18 protein-coding genes are annotated in these 19,046 nt (G+C 74.2%); 12 read left to right on the forward strand and 6 right to left on the reverse strand.

Annotated elements, in window-relative coordinates; genetic code table 11:
• The first annotated feature begins 82 nt into the window (after positions 1–82).
• The 10 genes from WCD41_RS18960 (at position 83) to WCD41_RS19005 (ending at position 12,275) form a co-directional block, all read left to right on the forward strand.
• Positions 83–1,582, forward strand: a complete 1,500-nt coding sequence (locus WCD41_RS18960; RefSeq protein WP_337715209.1) for an acyl-CoA synthetase — start codon at positions 83–85, stop codon at positions 1,580–1,582.
• Between the two features lie 38 nt (positions 1,583–1,620).
• The gene (locus WCD41_RS18965; protein ID WP_337715211.1) at positions 1,621–2,802 is read left to right on the forward strand and encodes an acyl-CoA dehydrogenase family protein; all 1,182 of its coding nucleotides are present in this window, start codon (positions 1,621–1,623) and stop codon (positions 2,800–2,802) included.
• On the forward strand, positions 2,799–3,656 hold the full coding sequence (locus WCD41_RS18970; RefSeq protein WP_337715213.1) for a TIGR03084 family metal-binding protein: 858 nt from the start codon (positions 2,799–2,801) through the stop codon (positions 3,654–3,656). Before WCD41_RS18965 ends, WCD41_RS18970 begins: the two co-directional genes overlap by 4 nt.
• Positions 3,657–3,739: 83 nt before the next feature.
• A complete protein-coding gene (locus tag WCD41_RS18975; RefSeq protein ID WP_337716077.1) occupies positions 3,740–5,278 on the forward strand; it encodes an acyl-CoA carboxylase subunit beta in 1,539 nt (512 codons plus the stop codon).
• A gap of 81 nt (positions 5,279–5,359) precedes the next feature.
• Positions 5,360–7,321, forward strand: coding sequence for an ATP-binding protein (locus tag WCD41_RS18980; RefSeq protein ID WP_337715215.1), 1,962 nt, complete (start codon positions 5,360–5,362; stop codon positions 7,319–7,321).
• Positions 7,318–9,129 (forward strand): acyclic terpene utilization AtuA family protein, encoded by a 1,812-nt coding sequence (locus tag WCD41_RS18985; protein ID WP_337715217.1) that lies wholly within the window; start codon positions 7,318–7,320, stop codon positions 9,127–9,129. The genes WCD41_RS18980 and WCD41_RS18985 overlap by 4 nt, the downstream gene beginning before the upstream one ends.
• Complete coding sequence (locus tag WCD41_RS18990; protein WP_337715219.1) at positions 9,126–10,178, forward strand: TIGR03617 family F420-dependent LLM class oxidoreductase; 1,053 nt, start codon at positions 9,126–9,128, stop codon at positions 10,176–10,178. The genes WCD41_RS18985 and WCD41_RS18990 overlap by 4 nt, the downstream gene beginning before the upstream one ends.
• The gene (locus tag WCD41_RS18995; RefSeq protein WP_337715221.1) at positions 10,179–11,321 is read left to right on the forward strand and encodes an acyl-CoA dehydrogenase family protein; all 1,143 of its coding nucleotides are present in this window, start codon (positions 10,179–10,181) and stop codon (positions 11,319–11,321) included.
• Between the two features lie 55 nt (positions 11,322–11,376).
• On the forward strand, positions 11,377–11,859 hold the full coding sequence (locus WCD41_RS19000; protein WP_337715223.1) for a GNAT family N-acetyltransferase: 483 nt from the start codon (positions 11,377–11,379) through the stop codon (positions 11,857–11,859).
• 14 nt (positions 11,860–11,873) lie between these two features.
• A complete protein-coding gene (locus WCD41_RS19005; protein ID WP_337715225.1) occupies positions 11,874–12,275 on the forward strand; it encodes a hypothetical protein in 402 nt (133 codons plus the stop codon).
• Positions 12,276–12,278: 3 nt separating this feature from the next.
• Here WCD41_RS19005 and WCD41_RS19010 read toward each other — a convergent pair whose 3' ends face one another.
• Positions 12,279–12,512 (reverse strand): metallothionein, encoded by a 234-nt coding sequence (locus WCD41_RS19010; protein WP_337715227.1) that lies wholly within the window; start codon positions 12,510–12,512, stop codon positions 12,279–12,281.
• An 87-nt stretch (positions 12,513–12,599) separates the two neighbouring features.
• Between WCD41_RS19010 and WCD41_RS19015 the strand changes: the two genes are divergently transcribed.
• Together WCD41_RS19015 and WCD41_RS19020 are read left to right on the forward strand one after the other, a co-directional pair.
• Positions 12,600–13,913 carry an O-acetylhomoserine aminocarboxypropyltransferase/cysteine synthase family protein gene (locus WCD41_RS19015; protein WP_337715229.1) on the forward strand — a complete coding sequence of 438 codons (1,314 nt, stop codon included), beginning with the start codon at positions 12,600–12,602 and terminating at the stop codon, positions 13,911–13,913.
• Positions 13,910–14,377: a CoA-binding protein gene (locus WCD41_RS19020; protein ID WP_337715232.1), complete on the forward strand. Its 468-nt coding sequence runs from the start codon at positions 13,910–13,912 to the stop codon at positions 14,375–14,377. Before WCD41_RS19015 ends, WCD41_RS19020 begins: the two co-directional genes overlap by 4 nt.
• Before the next feature lie 12 nt (positions 14,378–14,389).
• Here the strand turns inward: WCD41_RS19020 and WCD41_RS19025 are convergent, their stop codons facing one another.
• The 5 genes from WCD41_RS19025 to grpE form a co-directional block, all read right to left on the reverse strand.
• The gene (locus WCD41_RS19025) at positions 14,390–14,791 is read right to left on the reverse strand and encodes a hypothetical protein (RefSeq protein WP_337715234.1); all 402 of its coding nucleotides are present in this window, start codon (positions 14,789–14,791) and stop codon (positions 14,390–14,392) included.
• A 70-nt stretch (positions 14,792–14,861) separates the two neighbouring features.
• Positions 14,862–16,517 (reverse strand): Hsp70 family protein, encoded by a 1,656-nt coding sequence (locus tag WCD41_RS19030; RefSeq protein WP_337715237.1) that lies wholly within the window; start codon positions 16,515–16,517, stop codon positions 14,862–14,864.
• Positions 16,514–16,879 carry a hypothetical protein gene (locus WCD41_RS19035; RefSeq protein ID WP_337715239.1) on the reverse strand — a complete coding sequence of 122 codons (366 nt, stop codon included), beginning with the start codon at positions 16,877–16,879 and terminating at the stop codon, positions 16,514–16,516. Before WCD41_RS19035 ends, WCD41_RS19030 begins: the two co-directional genes overlap by 4 nt.
• Positions 16,876–18,699 (reverse strand): dynamin family protein, encoded by a 1,824-nt coding sequence (locus WCD41_RS19040; protein ID WP_337715241.1) that lies wholly within the window; start codon positions 18,697–18,699, stop codon positions 16,876–16,878. The genes WCD41_RS19035 and WCD41_RS19040 overlap by 4 nt, the downstream gene beginning before the upstream one ends.
• A complete protein-coding gene (gene grpE / locus WCD41_RS19045) occupies positions 18,696–19,037 on the reverse strand; it encodes a nucleotide exchange factor GrpE (RefSeq protein WP_337715242.1) in 342 nt (113 codons plus the stop codon). Before grpE ends, WCD41_RS19040 begins: the two co-directional genes overlap by 4 nt.
• Positions 19,038–19,046 lie beyond the last annotated feature (9 nt).

Below are 19,046 nucleotides of genomic sequence, written 5' to 3' on the forward strand. Positions count from 1 at the left end.
CACCCCCTTGAAAACTGACCGCACGTACGGGCAGAGTAGCGCACGTCACGGCGTCGTGGGTCAGCATCGAGAGGAGCCGGCGATGGACGGTGGGATCGCCGACTGGATCGCCCGGCGGGCGGAGCGCCGCCCCCGCGCGACGGCCGTGGTCGACGTCGCCACCGGCGCCCGCCACGACTACGCCGAGCTCGACCGTCGCGTCGGCGCGCGGGCCGCGGCCCTGGCGGGGCTCGGCGTCGAGGCCGGCACGCGCGTCGCCCTGCTCGGCGAGAACTCCGGCGCCTACCTCGAGTGGCTCTTCGGCGCGGCGCGCATCGGCGCGATCGCGGTGCCGGTGAACCATCGCCTCGCGCCCGCCGAGGTCGCGCACGTGCTGCGCGACTCGGGGGCGACGGTGCTGGTCGGCTCGGCCGCGTTCGAGACACTGGCGAAGGGCGCGCTGGACGAGCTGGACAACCCGCCGGTGCTCGTCCCGCTCGGCACCGAGCCGGGCGACGGGACCGTCGCGGCGCACCCGGCGGCGGGCGACGACCCCTGCGTGATCATGTACACCTCGGGCACCACGGGCGTCCCGAAGGGCGCAGTGCTCACCCACGACAACATGCTGTGGAACGCGATCAACATGGTCACGGCGGGCGCCGGCATCGGCGGCACCGACGCGACGATCGCGGCCGCGCCGCTGTTCCACATCGGGGCGCTCGGGCTCTCCGCGCTCCCCCTGCTCTACGCCGGCGGCACGGTCGTCGTCGTGCCGTCGTTCGACCCCGCGGCGTTCGCCGAGCTCATGGCCGCCGAGGGCGTCACCACCCAGTTCCTCGTGCCCGCGATGTGGGCGGCGCTGACCCGGCTGCCCTCGCTGCCCCCGCAGCCCGCCCTGCGCTGGGCGATCTCGGGCGGGGCGCCGTGCCCGGTCACCGTCATCGAGCACTTCACCGGCCTCGGCTGGTCGTTCACCGAGGGCTTCGGCATGACCGAGCTCTCGCCCGCGGCGCTCTTCCTCGACGCCGACGACGTCCTGCGCCACGCCGGCTCGGTCGGGCGCCCGTTCCTCCACGTCGACGCGCGGCTGGTCTCCGAGAGCGGGGACGAGGTCGGGGTCGGCGAGGTCGGCGAGCTGGTGCTGCGCGGCCCGACGGTGTTCGCCGGCTACTGGCAGCGGCCCGAGGCCACCGCCGAGGTGATGCGGGAGGGCTGGTTCCACTCGGGCGACCTGGGGGTCCGCGACGCCGAGGGCTTCGTGACGCTCGTCGACCGCAAGAAGGACATGATCATCACGGGTGGCGAGAACGTCTACCCGATCGAGGTCGAGCAGGTGCTGCACCGCCACCCGGCGATCGCCGACGTCGCCGTCGTCGGGGTCGGCGACGCGCAGTGGGGCGAGACGGTGCTGGCGGTGGTCGTCGCGTCCGGGTCGCTGGACCCCGACGAGGTGATCGCCTTCGCCCGCGAGCGGATCGCGCACTTCAAGGCGCCCCGGCGCGTCGAGGTCGTCGAGGAGCTGCCCCGCAACGCCACCGGGAAGCTGCTCAAGCGTGTCCTGCGCGAGCAGTTCGCCGGCCAGGCCGAGGCGGTCCGCCGGTGACGGGCGCTCCTGTTCCGAGCGAGGGGCTCCCTGGGTGCGTGGGAGGCAGCGAAGGTCACCCTTGCTCCACCGGTAGTGCCCACGACGCGTGGTCGACCCCGGAGCGGCGGGCGCTGCGCGAGCTGGTCGCCGACTTCACGGCGCGCGAGATCGTGCCCCACCTCGCCGCGTGGGAGGACGAGGGCGCCCTGCCCCGGGAGCTGCACGAGCGCGCCGGAGCCCTCGGGCTGCTCGAGCTGGGGTTCCCCGAGGCCGCGGGCGGGGTCGGCGAGCACCTCGACGCCTGCCTCGTCGCCGAGCAGCTGATCCTCTCCGGTGGCTCGAGCGGGGTCTGCGCGGGCCTGTTCACCCACGGCATCGGGGTGCCGCACATCGCGAACGCGGGCGACCCCGACCAGATCGCGCGCTTCGTGAAGCCCGCGCTCGCCGGGCAGATCGTCACCTCGCTCGCGATCACCGAGCCGGAGGCGGGCTCGGACGTCGCCGCGATCGGCACGCGCGCCCGTCGCGAGGGCGACGAGTACGTCGTCGACGGCGCGAAGACGTTCATCACCTCGGGCACGCGGGCGGACATCGTCACGACGGCCGTCCGCACCGGCGGCGAGGGGCACCGCGGCATCTCGCTGCTGGTGATCGAGACCGACCGGCCCGGGGTGTCGCGCTCGCGGCTGCGCAAGATGGGCTGGCACTGCAGCGACACCGCCGAGCTGCGCTTCGACGGAGTCCGGGTGCCGGCCGCGAACCTCGTCGGCGCCGAGGGCACCGGCTTCCGCCAGATCATGGTCAACTTCGCCGCCGAGCGGCTCTCGATGGCCGTGCAGGCGTACGCGACCGCGCAGCGCTGCGTCGACCTGACGATCGACTGGGCCCGCTCGCGCCAGACGTTCGGCGCACCGCTCGCGCAGCGCCAGGTGGTGCGCCACCGGATCGCCGAGATGGCGCGCGAGGCGACGGTCGCGCGCACCTACGTCCGGGACGTCCTCGCGCGCTGGCAGGCGGGAGCCGACGTCGTCACCGAGCTCGCGATGGCCAAGAACACCGCGGTCGCGGCGTGCGACGCCGTCGTCGACCGGGCCGTCCAGCTGCACGGGGGCATGGGCTACATGCACGGCGTGGAGGTCGAGCGCCACTACCGCGACGCCCGGATCCTCGGGATCGGCGGCGGGGCGACCGAGATCATGGACGAGGTCGTCGCCGGCCGGCTGGGGCTGGACGGATGAGCCCGCAGGAGACGCAGCGAAGCGGAGCTCGACCCGGTCCCTCGGTCGACGAGCTGCTGGACGACCTCGACGCCGAGCGCGCCGCGGTGATGGCCCTGGTCCGCGAGCTCCCTCGGGCGTCGTGGACGCTCCCGACCCGCGCCGAGCCCTGGACGGTCCGCGACCAGATCGCCCACCTCGCCTGGTTCGACGGCGCGTTCGCCCGCGCCGTCTCGACGCCGGCGGAGTTCGAGGCCGAGCGCGACGCGATCACCGACGTCGCGGACTTCATGGACCGGACCCTGCGCGAGGTCCCCGAAGTCGGACCCGCGGCGCTGGCGTCCTGGCAGGACGCGGCCCGGGCGTTCGACCGCGCCGCCCGCGCGTGCGACCCGTCGGCGCGCCTGCCCTGGTACGGGCCGTCGATGTCGCTGCGCTCGGCGATCACCAGCCGGATGATGGAGACCTGGGCGCACGGCACGGACGTCGCCGACGCCCTGGACGCGCGCCTCGCCCCGAGCGAGCGGCTGCGCCACGTCGCCGACCTCGCCGTGCGGGCGCGGCCGCAGGGCTATCGCGTGCGCGGCCTGCCGGTCTCCGAGACGCCGGTGCTCGTCACCCTCACCGGCCCCTCCGGCACCGCGTGGACGTGGGCTCCCGGTGTCAGCGGCGTGGCGTCGCAGACATCCAGTGTCCGTAACGCCACGCAGACGAACTCGGTCGTCGGCGACGCCGAGGAGTTCTGCCTCGTGCTCGCGCGCCGACGCCACGTGGACGACACCGCGCTCGAGGTCTCCGGCGACGCCGCGCGCGAGTGGATGGAGATCGGCCAGGCGTTCGCGGGGACGCCGGGGAAGGATCCGGTACGCACGTGACCCTCCAGGAGATCACCCCGAGCGCGGTGCTGGGCTCGCGGCTCGACCCGGCGTCGCCCGAGTACGCCGCCGACCGCGCGGCGATGCTCGACGCCCTGGCCGGGGTCGACGAGGTCGCCGCGACGGTGCTCGCCGCCGGCGGCGCCAAGTACGTCGACCGCCACCACGACCGCGGCCGCCTCACCGCCCGCGAGCGCGTCGACCTGCTCCTCGACCCCGACGCCGCGTTCCTCGAGATCGGCGCGCTGGCCGGGGCGCACGAGCCCGACCTCACGACGCCGGGCGCGGGACTCGTCGTCGGGATCGGCACGGTCAGCGGCGTCGAGTGCCTGGTCGTCGCGAACGAGCCCACGGTCAAGGGCGGCTCGATCACCCCGATCGGCGTCACCAAGCAGCTGCGCGCCCTCGAGATCGCCGAGCGCAACCGGCTGCCGGTGGTCGCGCTCGTCGAGTCCGGGGGCGCCGACCTGCCGCGCCAGGCCGACCTGTTCGTCCCCGGGGGGCGCACGTTCCGCGAGATGACCCGCCTGTCGGCGCAGGGCATCCCGACGATCGCGGTGGTCTTCGGCTCGTCGACCGCCGGCGGCGCCTACATGCCGGGGATGAGCGAGTACACCGTGTTCGTCCGCGGCCAGGCCACCGTCTACCTGGGCGGGCCGCCGCTGGTGAAGATGGCGATCAACGAGGACGTCGACGACGAGACGCTCGGCGGCGCGGAGATGCACGCCCGCGAGTCCGGCCTCGCCGACCACCTCGCCGCCGACGAGCGCGACGCCCTGCGGATCGGGCGGCGGATCGTCGCCGACCTGGGGTGGCGGAAGGCGGGGCCCGGACCGTCCCTGCCGGCGTCGGCGCCCGTGTTCCCCGCCGAGGAGCTGCTCGCCTGCGCGGCGTCCGACCCGAAGCGTTCGGTGGAGGTGCGCGACGTCCTGGCCCGCGTGCTCGACGGCTCGCGGTTCGACGAGCACAAGCCGCTCTACGGCACGACGCTCGTGTGCGGCTGGGGCTCGATCGGCGGCTTCCCGGTGGGTGTGCTCGCGAACAACGGGATCCTGTTCTCCGAGGAGTCGCAGAAGGGCGCGCAGTTCGTCCAGCTCGCCAACGCCCGGTCGATCCCGTTGCTGTTCGTTCAGAACATCACGGGGTTCATGGTCGGCTCGGCCTACGAGCGCGGCGGGATCATCAAGGACGGCGCCAAGTTGATCAACGCGGTGTCGAACTCCGAGGTCCCGCACCTGACGCTCATGGTCGGCGCGTCCTACGGGGCCGGGAACTACGGGATGTCCGGGCGCGCCTACGACCCGCGCTTCGTCTTCACGTGGCCCAACCACCGCATCGCGGTCATGGGCGGCGCCCAGCTGGCGGGCGTGATGTCGATGGTGCAGCGGCGCTCGGCCGAGCGGGCGGGGCGTCCCTACGACGAGGACACCGACCGCGCGACGCGCAAGGCGATCGAGGACGGCGTCGAGGCCCAGTCCAACGCCGTCTACGCGTCGGGGCGGATGTGGGACGACGGGGTCATCGACCCCCGCGACACCCGCACCGTCCTCGGCCTCGCCCTCTCCGCCGTCCACTCGGCCCCGATCGCCGGCGCGACCCGCTTCGCGCCGTTCCGGATGTAGGCGCGTGGTGCTCGGGTCTTGTCAGCCTGGCGGCCACGCTGACGCTCAACGTCAGGAAATCCCCCATCTCGAGGTGAGCCGGTGATCAGCACGCTGCTCGTGGCGAACCGCGGCGAGATCGCGCGGCGGGTGATCCGCGGCGCGCGGACCCTCGGGATCCGCACGGTCGCGATCTACTCCGCGCCGGACGCCGACGCCCCGCACGTCGCCGAGGCCGACCGGGCCGTGGCGCTGCGCGGCTCGACGAGCGCCGAGACCTACCTCGACGCCGAGCAGGTCCTCGCCGCCGCGCGGGCCACCGGCGCCGACGCCGTGCACCCTGGCTACGGCTTCCTGTCGGAGAACGCCGCGTTCGCGCGCCGGGTCGCCGACGCCGGCCTGACGTGGGTCGGCCCGGACCCGACGTCGATCGAGGCGATGGGCGTCAAGCACACCGCCAAGGCCCTGGCGCGCGAGGCCGGCGTCCCGACGCTGCCGGACGCCCTGCTCGACACCGACGACCCCGACGACTGGACGCGGGCCGGCGAGCGCGTCGGCTTCCCGCTGCTGGTCAAGGCCAGCGCGGGCGGCGGGGGCAGCGGGATGCGCGAGGTCCGGTCGCCCGACGAGCTGCCCGACGCCGTCCGCTCCGCCCGCGCCGAGGCCGCGCGGAGCTTCGGCGACGACACCGTCTTCCTCGAGCGCCTGCTCGACGCCCCGCGCCACATCGAGATCCAGGTGCTCGGCGACCAGCACGGGCACGTCGTGCACCTCGGGGAGCGCGAGTGCTCGATCCAGCGCCGGCACCAGAAGGTCGTCGAGGAGGCGCCGTCACCGGTGGTCTCGCCGGAGCTGCGCGAGCGGATGGGCGCTACGGCCGTCGCCCTGGCCGAGAAGCTCGGATACGTCGGCGCCGGAACCGTCGAGTTCCTGCTCGAGGATGCGGATTTCCTGACGTCTGACGTCAGCGTGGCCGCCACGCTGACACAGGCGAGCTACTTCTTCCTCGAGATGAACACGCGGCTGCAGGTCGAGCACCCCGTCACCGAGGAGGTGTACGGCGTCGACCTCGTCGCGCTGCAGTTGAGCATCGCCGACGGCGAGGCCCTGCCGTTCACGCAGGACGACGTCGTCCCGCGCGGGCACGCGATCGAGGTGCGGCTCTACGCCGAGGACCCCACGGCCGGCGACCGTCCGAGCCCCGGGACGCTGCACCGCTACGCGCACGACGACACCCTCCGCTGGGAGGACGCCCTCGGCGAGCACGGCGAGGTCAGCGCCTTCTACGACCCGATGATCGCCAAGGTGATCGCGCACGCCCCGACGAGGTCCGCCGCCGCCCGACGCCTCGCCGCCGGCCTGGCGCAGGCCGAGATCCACGGCCCGGCGACCAACCGCGACCTGCTCGTCGCCGTCCTGCGCGACCCCGACTTCCTCGCCGGCGAGACCCGCACCGACTTCCTCGACCGGCACGCCACGCTGCGCACCCCGGACCCCGCGACCCCCCGCGCCGTCCACCTCGCCGCCGCGGTCGCGTGCACGAGCGCGGCCCGGAGAGCCCACGACCCCCTCAGCGACCTCGCCCCGCCCGGCTGGCGCCTGCTCCGGGGCGCCCCGCGGCCTGCGATCACCTGGGCGGGCCCGGACGGCGAGGTCACCCCGGACCTCGACGGTGTCGGGCTGCGCGATGTCACCCCGCACGGCGCCCGCGTCACCCTCGACGGCGTCGAGTACCGGTGCCGCGTCGCCCACCACGACGGACGCGCCTTCGTCGACGACGGCGAGGGCCACAGCACGTGGCGCGAGGTCCCGCGCCTGCCCGCTCCCGACGCCGCGGCGGGCGGGGCTGGGCCGGTCAGCGAGGTCCCGGGCACCGTCGTCGAGGTCCTCGTCCACGAGGGCGAGCACGTCGTCGCCGGCCAGAAGCTCGTGGTGCTCGAGGCGATGAAGATGGAGCACCCCGCCCTCGCCGCCGCCGACGGCGTCGTGGAGACCGTGCACGTCGCGGTGGGCCAGTACGTCGAGGCGCACGCCACGCTCGTCACGTTGGGGACCCCCGAGTGATCGCCATCGCCAATGTCTCCGGCTTCTACGGCGACCGCCTGTCCGCCGCCCGCGAGATCGTCGACGCGCACCTCGAGGGCCGGGTGCACGTCGACGTCCTCACCGGCGACTGGCTCGCCGAGCTGACGATGGGCCTGCTCGCCAAGCAGCGCGAGCGCGGCAAGGGCGGCTGGGCGACGACGTTCGTGCGCCAGATGCAGGACGTGCTCGCCGACTGCCTCGACGCCGGCATCCTCGTCGTCGCCAACGCCGGCGGGCTCGACCCCGCCGGGTGCGCGGCCGAGATCGCGGCGATCGACGACCGCGCCCGCGTCGCCTGGGTCGGCGGCGACGACGTCACCGACGTCGTGGTCGGCCTGCCGCCCGAGCAGACCGCGCACCTCGAGACCGGCGAGCCGATCCCGGAGAAGCCGCTGGTCGCGAACGCCTACCTCGGGTGTCGCGGCATCGTCTCGGCGCTCGAGGCCGGGGCGAACGTCGTCGTCACGGGCCGGGTCACCGACGCCGCGGTGGTCGTCGGGCCCGCCGCCTGGCGTCACGGGTGGGCTCCCGACGACGTCGACGCCCTCGCCGGCGCGGTCGTCGCCGGGCACGTCATCGAGTGCGGCGCGCAGGCCACGGGCGGCAACTTCTCGTTCGCCGGCGAGCTCACCGGCACCGAGCACGTCGGCCTGCCCGTCGCCGAGATCGAGGCCGACGGCTCCGCGGTGATCACGAAGGCCGCGGGGACGGGCGGGGCGGTCACCGTGGAGACGGTCACCGCGCAACTGCTCTACGAGGTCGACGGCCCGCGCTACCTCACCCCCGACGTGGTCGCCCGCCTCGACACCGTCACGCTCACCCAGGACGCCCCCGACCGCGTCCGGATCACGGGGACCCGCGGCGAGGCCCCGCCGGCGACCGTCAAGGTCGGCGCGATCGTGCCCGCGGGCTGGCACAACGAGATGACGTTCGTGATCACCGGGCTCGACGTCGAGGCCAAGGCGGAGCACGCGCTCGCCGCGCTCTGGGCCGGTGTGCCCGGCGGGCGCGACGCCTTCGACCGCGTCGCGACCCGCCTGCTGCGCGCCGACCGGGACGACCCGGCGCGTATGACCGACGCCGTCTCCCTGCTCACCGTGGCCGTCGCCGGCAGCAGGGACGCCTGCGCGCGGCTGTCCCGGGCGGCCGTCGAGACGGCGCTGAGCGGCTATCCCGGCTTCTTCGCCACCACCCCGCCCGGTCCGGGCAGCGCCGCGAGCGTGTTCTGGCCGCTCCTGCTGCCCGCCGCCGACCTGCCCCAGCTCGTCGGCCTCGCCGACCGCACGTGGACGGTGCCCCCGCCGAGCCCGTCCTCGTGGAGCGAGGGACTCCCTGAGTGCGCGGGAGGCAGCGAGGGCGTCCCTCGCTCCACCACCGGTATTGGTGGCCTCGCGAGCGAACGGGGACTTCGCGCGCCTAGAAGCAGCGAACAGCGCGTTCGCTCCGGCAGTACGGTGCCCGTGCCGCTCGGCCGCCTCGTCGGCGCGCGCTCCGGCGACAAGGGCGGCAACGCGACGCTCGGGCTCTGGGCGCGCGACGACGCCGCCCACGCGTGGCTCGCCGCGTGGTGGGACGACGAGCACGTCGCGTGGCTGCTCGGTGAGGACGCCGCGGGGTGCGGGCGGCGGCTCTGGGCGTTCCCGAACCTGCGCGCGGTCGGCGTCACCGTGGTCGGATTCCTGGGGCGCGGGGTGGCCGACAACCTCGCGCTCGACCCGCAGGCCAAGGGGCTCGGCGAGTTCGTCCGGGCCCGTCACGTGGACATCCCCGAGGAGCTGCTGCGATGAAGGTCGACGCCACCGTGGTCACCGGTGGGCTCGCCGCGTTCGCCGACGACGCCGTCACCGCCGAGAAGGCGGGGTACGACGCCGTCTGGGCGTCGGAGACCCAGCACGACCCGGCCGTGATGATCACCCTCGCGGCCACGCGCACCGAGCGCATCACGCTCGGCACCGCGATCACCGTCGCGTTCGCCCGGACACCGATGACGACGGCGATGACCGCCAACGACCTGCACGAGGTCACGGGCGGGCGCTACATCCTGGGCCTCGGCACGCAGATCAAGCCGCACGTCACCAAGCGGTTCTCGATGCCGTGGTCCGAGCCGGCGCGGCGGATGCACGAGTACATCCGCGCCGTCCGCGCCATCTGGGACGCCTGGGCGACCGGCGAGCGCCTCGACTTCCGCGGCGAGTTCTACACGCACACGCTGATGACGCCGTTCTTCTCGCCCGGCCCGAACCCGTACGGGAACCCACCGATCCACCTCGCCGGCGTCGGCCCGCGGATGACGGCGGTGGCGGGCGAGGTCGCCGACGGCTTCATGGCGCACGCCTTCTCCACCGAGCGCTACCTGCACGAGGTGACGCTCCCGGCGCTGCGCGAGGGCTTCGAGCGCGGCGGCAAGGACGGCGAGGGCTTCGAGTTCTCCGCGACCGCGCTCATCGCGACCGGCCACACCGAGGAGGAGTTCGAGGCGTCCGTCACCGACGTCCGCCGCCAGGTCGCGTTCTACGGCTCGACGCCCGCCTACCACCCGGTGCTCGAGCTGCACGGCTGGGGCGACCTCGCGCGCGAGCTGAACACCCTGTCCAAGAGGGGCGACTGGGACGCGATGGGCGAGGCCGTCGACGACGAGGTCCTGCACACCATCGCGATCGTCGCCGAGCCCGACCAGGTCGGCCCGGCCCTGGAGCGACGCTTCGGCGGCGTCGCCCAGCGCATCCCGCTCTACGCCCCGTCCGGCTCGCAGACCGACCGTTGGGGCCCGGCGCTCCAGCACCTCCAGGGAGACGCAGCGCAGCGGAGCTCGACCTATCGACGAGGAGTGAAGTAAGTGGTCGCGTTCACCGAGGAGCACCAGGCGTTCCGCAAGACCGTCCGGACGTTCGTCGAGCGGGAGATCGACCCGTACGTCGACCAGTGGGAGCGCGACGGGCGCATGCCCACCCACGAGCTGTTCGCCAAGCTCGGCGAGCTCGGCTTCCTGGGTCTCGAGTACGACCCCGCGTACGGGGGTGGCGGCGCCGACCACCTGTTCGCCGTGGTGCTGGCCGAGGAGATCGGGCGCGCCGACGCCGCCGGGGTGGGCATGGCGATCGCCGTCCAGACCGACATGGCGACGCCGTCGCTGGCCCGTTTCGGCAGCCACGAGCTCAAGGAGACCTACCTCGCGCCCGCCATCCGCGGCGAGCACGTCACGGCCATCGCCGTCACCGAGCCCGACGCCGGGTCCGACGTCGCCGGCCTGCGCACCCGGGCCGTCCGCGACGGCGACCACTGGGTGATCCACGGCTCGAAGCTCTACATCACCAACGGCGTGCAGGCCGACTGGCTGTGCCTGCTCGCGCGCACCTCCGACGAGGGCGGCGCGCGCGGGATGTCGCAGATCATCGTGCCGACGGACACGCCCGGGGTGTCGGTGTCGCGCACCCTCGACAAGCTCGGGAACCGTTGCTCGGACACCGCGGAGCTGTCGTTCGACGGCGCCCGGGTCCCCGTGGGCAACACCATCGGGCGGGAGGGCCGCGGCTTCCAGCAGCAGATGGCGCAGTTCCAGAACGAGCGGATGGTGGCCTGCTATGGCCGCGTCGCCGCCTGCGAGCGCGCGCTCGACCGCACCGCCACCTACCTGCGCCAGCGCGAGGCGTTCGGCGGGAAGCTGATCGGGAACCAGTACCTGAGCTACCAGCTCGCCGAGCTCTACGCCCGCGTCGACATGTGCCGGCACTACAACTACGCGTGCGCCGAGGCGTACATGCGTGGCGAGGACACGTCGCGGTTCGCGACGGTCGCCAAGCTCGCCATCGGCCGGCTCTGCGAGGACGTCTCCCGGACCTGCCTGCAGTACCACGGCGGGCTGGGCTACATGGAGGAGACGTGGACGGCGCGCTTCGTGCGCGACATGCGGATCACCTCGATCGGCGGCGGCGCCGACGAGGTGATGCTCCAGGTGATCGCCAAGATGCACGGCATGTAGGGCCGTTCGGCGTATGTGAGCGATTTTCGGTGCGATAGCACCGAAAATCGCTCACATGGGAGTCGAGGTACGGCCGCTGCCGCCGGAGCAGGCGGTCACGCTGCTCACGGAGCCGGAGGCGTTCACCGAGCGCTTCGGACTCGCGCTCGTCGAGGGCTACCTCGCCTTCCCCGACGCGCTCGAGCCCACCGTCACCGCGCTCGAGGGCGGGGTCGACCCGCGGTGGTTCGCGCACCTCATCGTCGAGGGCGACGACGTCGTCGGTCTCGGCGGCTTCACCGGCCCGCCGACCGACGGCGAGGTCGAGATCGGCTACTCGGTCGCGCCGTCGCGCCAGGGCCGCGGGGTGGCGACGGCCGCGGTCGGGCTGTGGCTCGAGCGGGCCACGCGGGGTGGGGTCCGACGCGTCCGCGCCCACACCCGGCCCGAGGAGAACGCCTCGGTACACGTCCTGCGCCGCCACGGGTTCGTCCGGGACGGCGAGGTCACCGACCCGGACGAAGGCACCGTGTGGCGCTGGGTCCGCGACCTGCCCTGACCTACGGTGTCGCCGTGACCCCGCCGACCTCCGTGCAGCGCTCCTTCCAGCTCTGGATCGCCGCGGTCGTCGTCGGGGTCCTCGGCAGCGTGTTCTCCCTCGCGACGTCGGCTACCGTGCCGAACGGCTACCTGGCCGCCGGCGGCATCGTCGGCGTGATCATCGGCCTGCTCTTCCTCGCCGCGCTGGTCTACCTCGCGCTGCGGATGCGCGGCGGCGACCACTGGGCCCGCGTGGCGCTCACCGTCCTCGGCGGCGTGTCCGCGGTGTTCACGGTCGTCGGGGTGCTGCTCACCGCGGGGCTGGGCGTGAGCCCCGGCGGCGTGTCGACGATCGTCAGCCTCGTCCAGGCCGCGCTCATCGTCGCCGCGATCATCTTCTCGTTCCAGGCGCCCGCGAACCTGTACTTCCGCTGACGGTCAGGCGTGGTCGACCGTCGACGCGCCCTGCGACGCCGACGCGCAGTGCGCGCAGCAGAAGAAGCGCCCGTCGACCTGGTGACCGTGCCCGACGATCATCACGCCGCAGTGCTCGCACCGCGGGGCCATCGTGTGCATCGCGCACTCGAAGCTGTCGAACGTGTGCGTCACGCCCTGCGCCCGGATCTCGAACGCCATCTCGTAGTCGTTGCCACAGGTCTCGCAGACGGCCACGTCGTTCCTCCTTCATGGGATGCAGATCGCGCAGGCCTTCCCACCCGTGCGCACCCGGCAATCCCTCGGGTGGGGTAGAACGGCGGGGTGGCAGGAGATGACCGTCCCTGGGGCTTCCGCACGCGCGCGGTGCACGCCGGCGCCGTGCCCGACGCCGCCACCGGGGCCCGGGCCGTACCGATCTACCAGTCGACGAGCTTCGTCTTCGAGGACACCGCCGACGCCGCGAACCTCTTCGCGCTGCAGAAGTACGGCAACATCTACAGCCGGATCGCGAACCCCACGGTCGCGGCCCTGGAGGAGCGCCTCGCGAGCCTCGAGGGCGCCCTGGGGGCCGTCGCCACCGGTTCGGGACAGGCCGCGGAGTTCCTGACGTTCGCGACGCTCGCCGGCGCCGGCGACCACATCGTCGCCTCGTCGGCCCTCTACGGCGGGACGGTGACCCAGCTCGACGTCACCCTGCGCCGTTTCGGGGTCGACACGACGTTCGTGCCTGGCGACGACCCCGCCGACTTCCGCGCCGCGATCACCGACCGGACGAAGTTCGTGTTCGCGGAGATCGTGGCCAACCCGTCGGGCGCGGTCACCGACGTCGCCGCGCTCGCCGAGGTCGCCCACGAGCGCGGCCTGCCGCTGATCATCGACGCGACGATGGCCACGCCCTACCTCTGCCGCCCGATGGAGCACGGCGCCGACATCGTCATCCACTCGGCGACCAAGTTCCTCGGCGGGCACGGCACCACCATCGGCGGCGTGATCCTCGAGTCGGGCCGCTTCGACTGGGGCAACGGCAACTTCCCGCAGATGACCGACCCGATCCCGTCCTACGGCGGCCTGACGTGGTGGGGCAACTTCCAGGAGTACGGCTTCCTCACCAAGATCCGGTCCGAGCAGCTCCGCGACATCGGTGCGACCCTGAGCGCCCACTCGGCGTTCCTGCTGCTGCAGGGCGTCGAGACGCTGCCGCAGCGCATGGACGACCACGTCGCCAACGCCCAGCGGGTCGCGGAGTGGCTCGAGGCCGACGAGCGCGTCGCGTGGGTCAGCTACGCGGGGCTGCCGAGCCATCCCCACCACGACCGTGCGCGGCGCTACCTCCCGAAGGGCCCGGGCGCCGTGTTCAGCTTCGGGGTCCGCGGGGCGTCCGACGACGAGGACGCCGCCCGCGCCGCCGGGCGGAAGTTCATCGAGTCGGTCGAGATGTGCAGCCACCTCGCGAACATCGGCGACGCCCGCACGCTCGTCCTGCACCCGGCGTCGACCACCCATCAGCAGCTCACCGCCGACCAGCTGCGCGAGGGCGGCGTGCGCCCCGATCTCATCCGCATCAGTGTCGGCATCGAGGACCCCGAGGACATCCTCTGGGATCTGGATCAGGCTCTCACGGAGGCGACGAAGTGACCTGGACGCGACCGTCGGCGCAGGAGCGCCAGGCCATCCTGCGCAAGACCCACTCGGTGGCGATGGTCGGCGCCTCGCCCAACCCGGCGCGGGCGTCGAACTTCGTCGCGACCTACCTGCTCTCCACCGACTACGACCTGTACTTCGTCAACCCGAACGCCACCGAGATCCTCGGGCACCCCGTCTACCCGTCGCTCGACGCGCTGCCGGTGACGCCCGACCTCGTCGACGTCTTCCGCCGCCCCGAGGACCTCCCCGAGGTGCTCGACGCGACGATCGCGGTCGGGGCGTCGACGTTCTGGCTGCAGTTCGGCCTCTACGACGAGGCGCTGGCCGAGCGCGCCGAGGCGGCCGGACTCTCGGTCGTGATGGACCAGTGCCTCAAGGTCGAGCACGCCCGCTTCCACGGGGGCCTGCACCTGGCCGGGTTCGACACGGGGGTCATCAGCGCGAAGAGGCGCTGACCCGGAGCGACGTCAGCGCGCGGTCGGCGCGAACGACCACACGGCGACGAGGACGGCGCCGACGGTCAGCACCATCGCCCCGGGGATGTGCACCAGCAGCGGCCCGTGGCTGCCGACGTAGGCCTGCACGAACGTCAGGACGAACACGACCGCGGCGACGACCGTCGGCCACAGCGCCGCCCCGGCCCGCCACAGCAGCGCCGCGGCGATCATCGTCAGCCCGGACACGACGTGCAGGACGATCGCGCCGGTGGCGTGCAGCTCCTCGGCGCCCTCGCCGCCGGGCTGGCCGACGAACCCGCCGGCGGTGAGGAACTGGAAGAGCAGCACGAGCACGGTGAGCACCGCGGTGACCCGCAGCGTGGTGACGAGCGCGGGCGCCGCGGCGGGTCGTGCGGTCGCGGTGTGGGACATGGGGTCCTCCGTGGTGGTGGGAGCGACGCCCCCTCGCCACGGATCCGATCACGATGAGCCCGATCGCGCCTCACAGCGCCGCGAGACGCTCCGCGAGGTCGTCGAGCCGGGTGAGGGCCTGACCGAGCGCGCCGAGCTCGGCCCGCCCCTCCCGCAGGACCTGCAGCGCCACCTCGGGCGGCAGGCCGGGGAACGGGGTGTGCCGGCTCCCGATCGCCACGCCCACCCCCTCGACGGCGGCGACGAGCGGGCGCCGGACGGCCGCCGCGGTGTCGCCCGCCCGCACGGTCGGGGAGACGGCGTTGACCAGGTCCGACACCCCGGCCGCCTCCGCGATCGCCGTGATCTCGCGGGCGAACCGTGCCGCGGCGTCACCATCGAGGGCGGGCCCCGGTGTCGGGACGGAGTCCTGCTGGTGGTGGCGGCCCGCGCGGACGGTCAGCCCCTCGTCGCGGGGCGTCCGCGCCGGCCCGCTCGCGGTCCGGCGCACGGTCTTCGTCGCGTCCGCGGCGGGCGTCGTCGCCGCCGTCGGCACGGCGAAACCCACGGGGGTCAACGGCGGTGTCGGCTCCGCCGGGGGGTGGCCGGGCTCGCGGCCGGGATCGTGGCGGCGCGGGGGGAGGCGCACGTGCTGGGTGGCGCTGACCGAGCCCGGGATCGTGGACAGCGCCCCGAGCACGACGACGGCCTTCGGGTCGTCGCGCATCCCGGGGACGTGGCCGAGCAGGTCGGCGAGCAGCGTGCTGATCCGCGGGGTCCGGCTGGTGCTGCCGGTGAGGTAGACGTCGACGAGACCGTCGGGCGTGGTGCCCGCCCGCGCGACGGTGTCCTGCAGCTCGGCGACGCTGCGCGCCAGCAGCGGCTCGACCGCCCGCTCGTACTCGCGGCGGGTCACCCGGATCTCGTCGTCGTAGCCCGCCACCCACAGGTTGACCGCCGGCAGCCGCGACAGCGCCTCCTTGGCCTGGGTGACGTCGCGGCGCAGCAGCGTGCGGTGGCGCTCGGCGACCCGCCCCTCGGCCTCCCAGAGCTCGTTCCACCGGTCCGGGTCGAGCGCCTCGGCGTGCTCGGCGAGGATCTCCATGAACGCGGCGTCGAGGTCCTCGCCGCCGAGGGCCACGTCCCCGCCGGGCGAGCCCGCGATCTCGAAGCCGTCGCGGCGGCGCCGCAGCACCGCGGTGTCGAACGTGCCACCGCCGAAGTCGTAGACCCCGATCATGCCGCCGTCGGGCACCGCGTCCCCGGTGCGCACGTAGTGGTGGGCCGCGGCGACCGGCTCGGCGACCAGGTCGGGCTCGCCCAGTCCCGCCCGCTCGGCGGCCTCGGTCAGCCGGCGCAGCTCGATCCCGCCGGCCTGCCACCGCGCGGGGTGGGTCAGCACGACCCGCCCGGGCGGTCGCCCGGAGAAACGGCGGGTCGCCTCGCCGGCCACGCGGGCCAGGACCGCCGCGACCAGGTCCACGGTCGCGACCGTGCGCTCGCCCAGCAGCACCTGCTCGGAGGCCACGAGCGCCCGCTTGGGCACCCGCTCGGTGCGGTCCGGGGCCATCGCGGCCTCGTTGACCGCGTCCCGGCCGGTCAGGATCGTGCCGTCGTCGTCGACGCACACCAGGGACGGCACGTACTTCGACCCGTCGATCTCCAGGACCTCGGCGCGCCCGCCCGCGAGCGTGGCCGCCGTCGTGAACGACGTCCCGAAGTCGACCGCGAGGTCCCAGCCGGTCACACCGCCCCGCCGTCCCAGTCGTGGGCGTCGTGGCTGTCGTGCACCGGGTCGGCGAGCGGGTCGTCCGGGTCGTGCGCCTCGACGGTGTGTGCCGGGTCGTCGCCCCAGCCGCCGTCGTCCAGCGGGTCGGCGGCGGGGTCGTCCGGGGCGGTCTCGTCGGTGTCGTCGCTGTCGTCGCCCGTGTCCCCGGTGACGACGGCGAGCATGTGCTCCCAGACGCTGTCGGGCAGCTCGCCCTCGTCGACGGCCAGGGCCGAGGTGAGCAGGCCCTGGTCCGCCGGCGACAGCACGGCGTCCGGGTCGGTGTCGGGGTACCGGGACATGTCCAGCCAGGGACCCCCGGCTTCCTGGGGCGCGGTCACGACGACTCCTCTCCACGGACCGACGGCAGCCGTCCGGCCAGCTTCTCCGCGGTCTCCCGCAGCTCGTTGCGCTTCTTCAGGCGGGCGTCGACCTCCGCCTTGCGACGGGCCAGCGCGGTCTTCTCGCTGGCCAGGTTCTTCTCGTGCTCGGCGAGGCTCGCGGTCAGGCGTTCCTTCTCCGCGGTCAGGGCGTCCGTGATCTGCCGGCCCAGCACCTCGCGGGCCCCGGCGACCGACTGGGCGATCACCGGCGGGATCTCGTTGTTCAGGCGTGTCGCCACCTCGCCGAGGTAGCGGCGGGCGTCCTCGCGGCTCCGGGCGCCCCGCTCCTTGCTCCAGCGCCGCCAGGAGAAGAACCCGACGGCGCCGATCCCGGCGAGGATGCCGATCGGCGGCGCGACGACCAGGGCCACGAGGTGCCCGAGCCCCATGCCGAGGCCCGCGGCCATGATCCCCTGCTCGGCGAAGCTCGTGCTGCCCGCGCCCCGCGCGGCCTCCGGGAGCTGCGCGAGGCGCTCCGGGGCGTCGGGGACGACGCCGGCGAGGTCGACGTCGACGCCCTCGAGGTCGACGAGCAGCGCCTCGCCGAGCGCGGTGAGCTCGCGGCGCAGCAGGGTGTCCAGCTCGATCCACAGGGCCTGGGCACGGGGCGGGAGGTCGGTGGCGACGGCGTCGAAGACCTTGCTGGTGCCGGAGGCGATCTGGTCGCCGACCTCCTTGCGCAGGTCCTCGAGGCGGCGCGCCAGCTCGGTGCGCATGCGCTGCTCGAGACGGGCCGAGCGCTCGCCGAGGGTCTGGCGCCACGTCGCGTTCTGGCTCGACAGCGCGGTCAGGGCGTCCTTCTCGCGCTTGACCGACGCCGCGAAGTCCGGGCTCAGCGACAACGACAGCGCGCGGCGCACCTGCAGGGCCGACAGGCGCTTGGCCAGCGCCCCCGCCTGGTGCAGCAGGTTGCCCAGACGCAGCCCGTCGGCGCCCTCGGCGAGGCCCGCGAGGTGGTCGGACAGCGGCCCCATCCCGCTCGCCGCCCACTCCTCGGCGGCCTCCTCGGGCTCGCCGTCGGCCTCGGCCGCGAGCGCGTCGGCCGCCGCGCGGCTCGAGACCCCGAACCACGGCGCGTCCGCGTACCGCGGGGCGTGGCGGGCGATGAGCTCGACGTTGCGGGCCCGCACCTCGTCCCACGCCGGGAACTGGTCGATCTTGGTGAGGGCGAAGGCGACGGTGGCGATGCGCTCGGTGGCGCGCTCGAGGAACGCCAGCTCGGACGCGGTGATCTCGCTGGAGCCGTCGAGGACGAACACCAGGGCGTCGGCGCGGTCGAGGGTGGCGAGCGTCAGCGCCGCGTGGCCGGCCACCAGGCCGCCGACGCCCGGGGTGTCGATCAGCTCGAGCCCGCCGGCGAGCAGCGGGGCCGGCACGCGGACCTGGACCTGGCTGACGTCCTCGTGCTCGGGGGCCCGGGCGCCGGGGTCGAGCGCGGCGTACTCGGCGAGGGCGTCGAGCGGCACCTCGCGACCGGCGCTCCCGCCGCCCTCGACGACGGTGACGCCGTCCGGGCCGTGGGAGACGATCACGTGCACGCAGGTGGCGACGTCGGCGTCGACGGGCAGCAGGCCCGGACGCCCGATCAGCGCGTTGATCAGCGAGCTCTTGCCGCGCTTCTTCTCCCCGACGACCACCACGGCGGCCGCACCGCGCGCCACCCGGGCGACGTCGCCGTCGAGGGCCTCCGCGGCGGCGGCCTCGTCGTCCTCGACCGCGGCGGCGCGCACGCCGGCCACCAGCGCCAGGACCTCGTCGGTCAGCGGGTGGGTGCTCATCGGTCGTCTCCGGTGTCGGTGGTGCTCTGCAGGGCGTACACCACGACCTCCGGCCTGCGCAGGAGGAGACCGTGGTCGAGGTAGCCGGCGCGCTCGGTGCTCGCGACCGTCCGGTCGCGGGCGGGCTCGGTGGTCGGCTCGCGGTCGACGGCGTCGTGGTGCGTGCCGTCGAACGGCTGCCCGTCCGGCTCGATCGCGACCACCCCGACGTCGGCGAGGCCGCGGTGCACCCGGGCCCGCAGGCCGGGCGCGGTGGTGCGCAGCCGGTCGGCGAGGTCGATGCACAGCTCGACCAGCACCGCCCGGTCGGTGGCGGGTGCCGTGGGGGGCGCCGACATGATCGGTGT

The organism is Actinomycetospora aeridis (assembly GCF_037400275.1).
In the GTDB taxonomy this organism is placed as follows: domain Bacteria; phylum Actinomycetota; class Actinomycetes; order Mycobacteriales; family Pseudonocardiaceae; genus Actinomycetospora; species Actinomycetospora aeridis.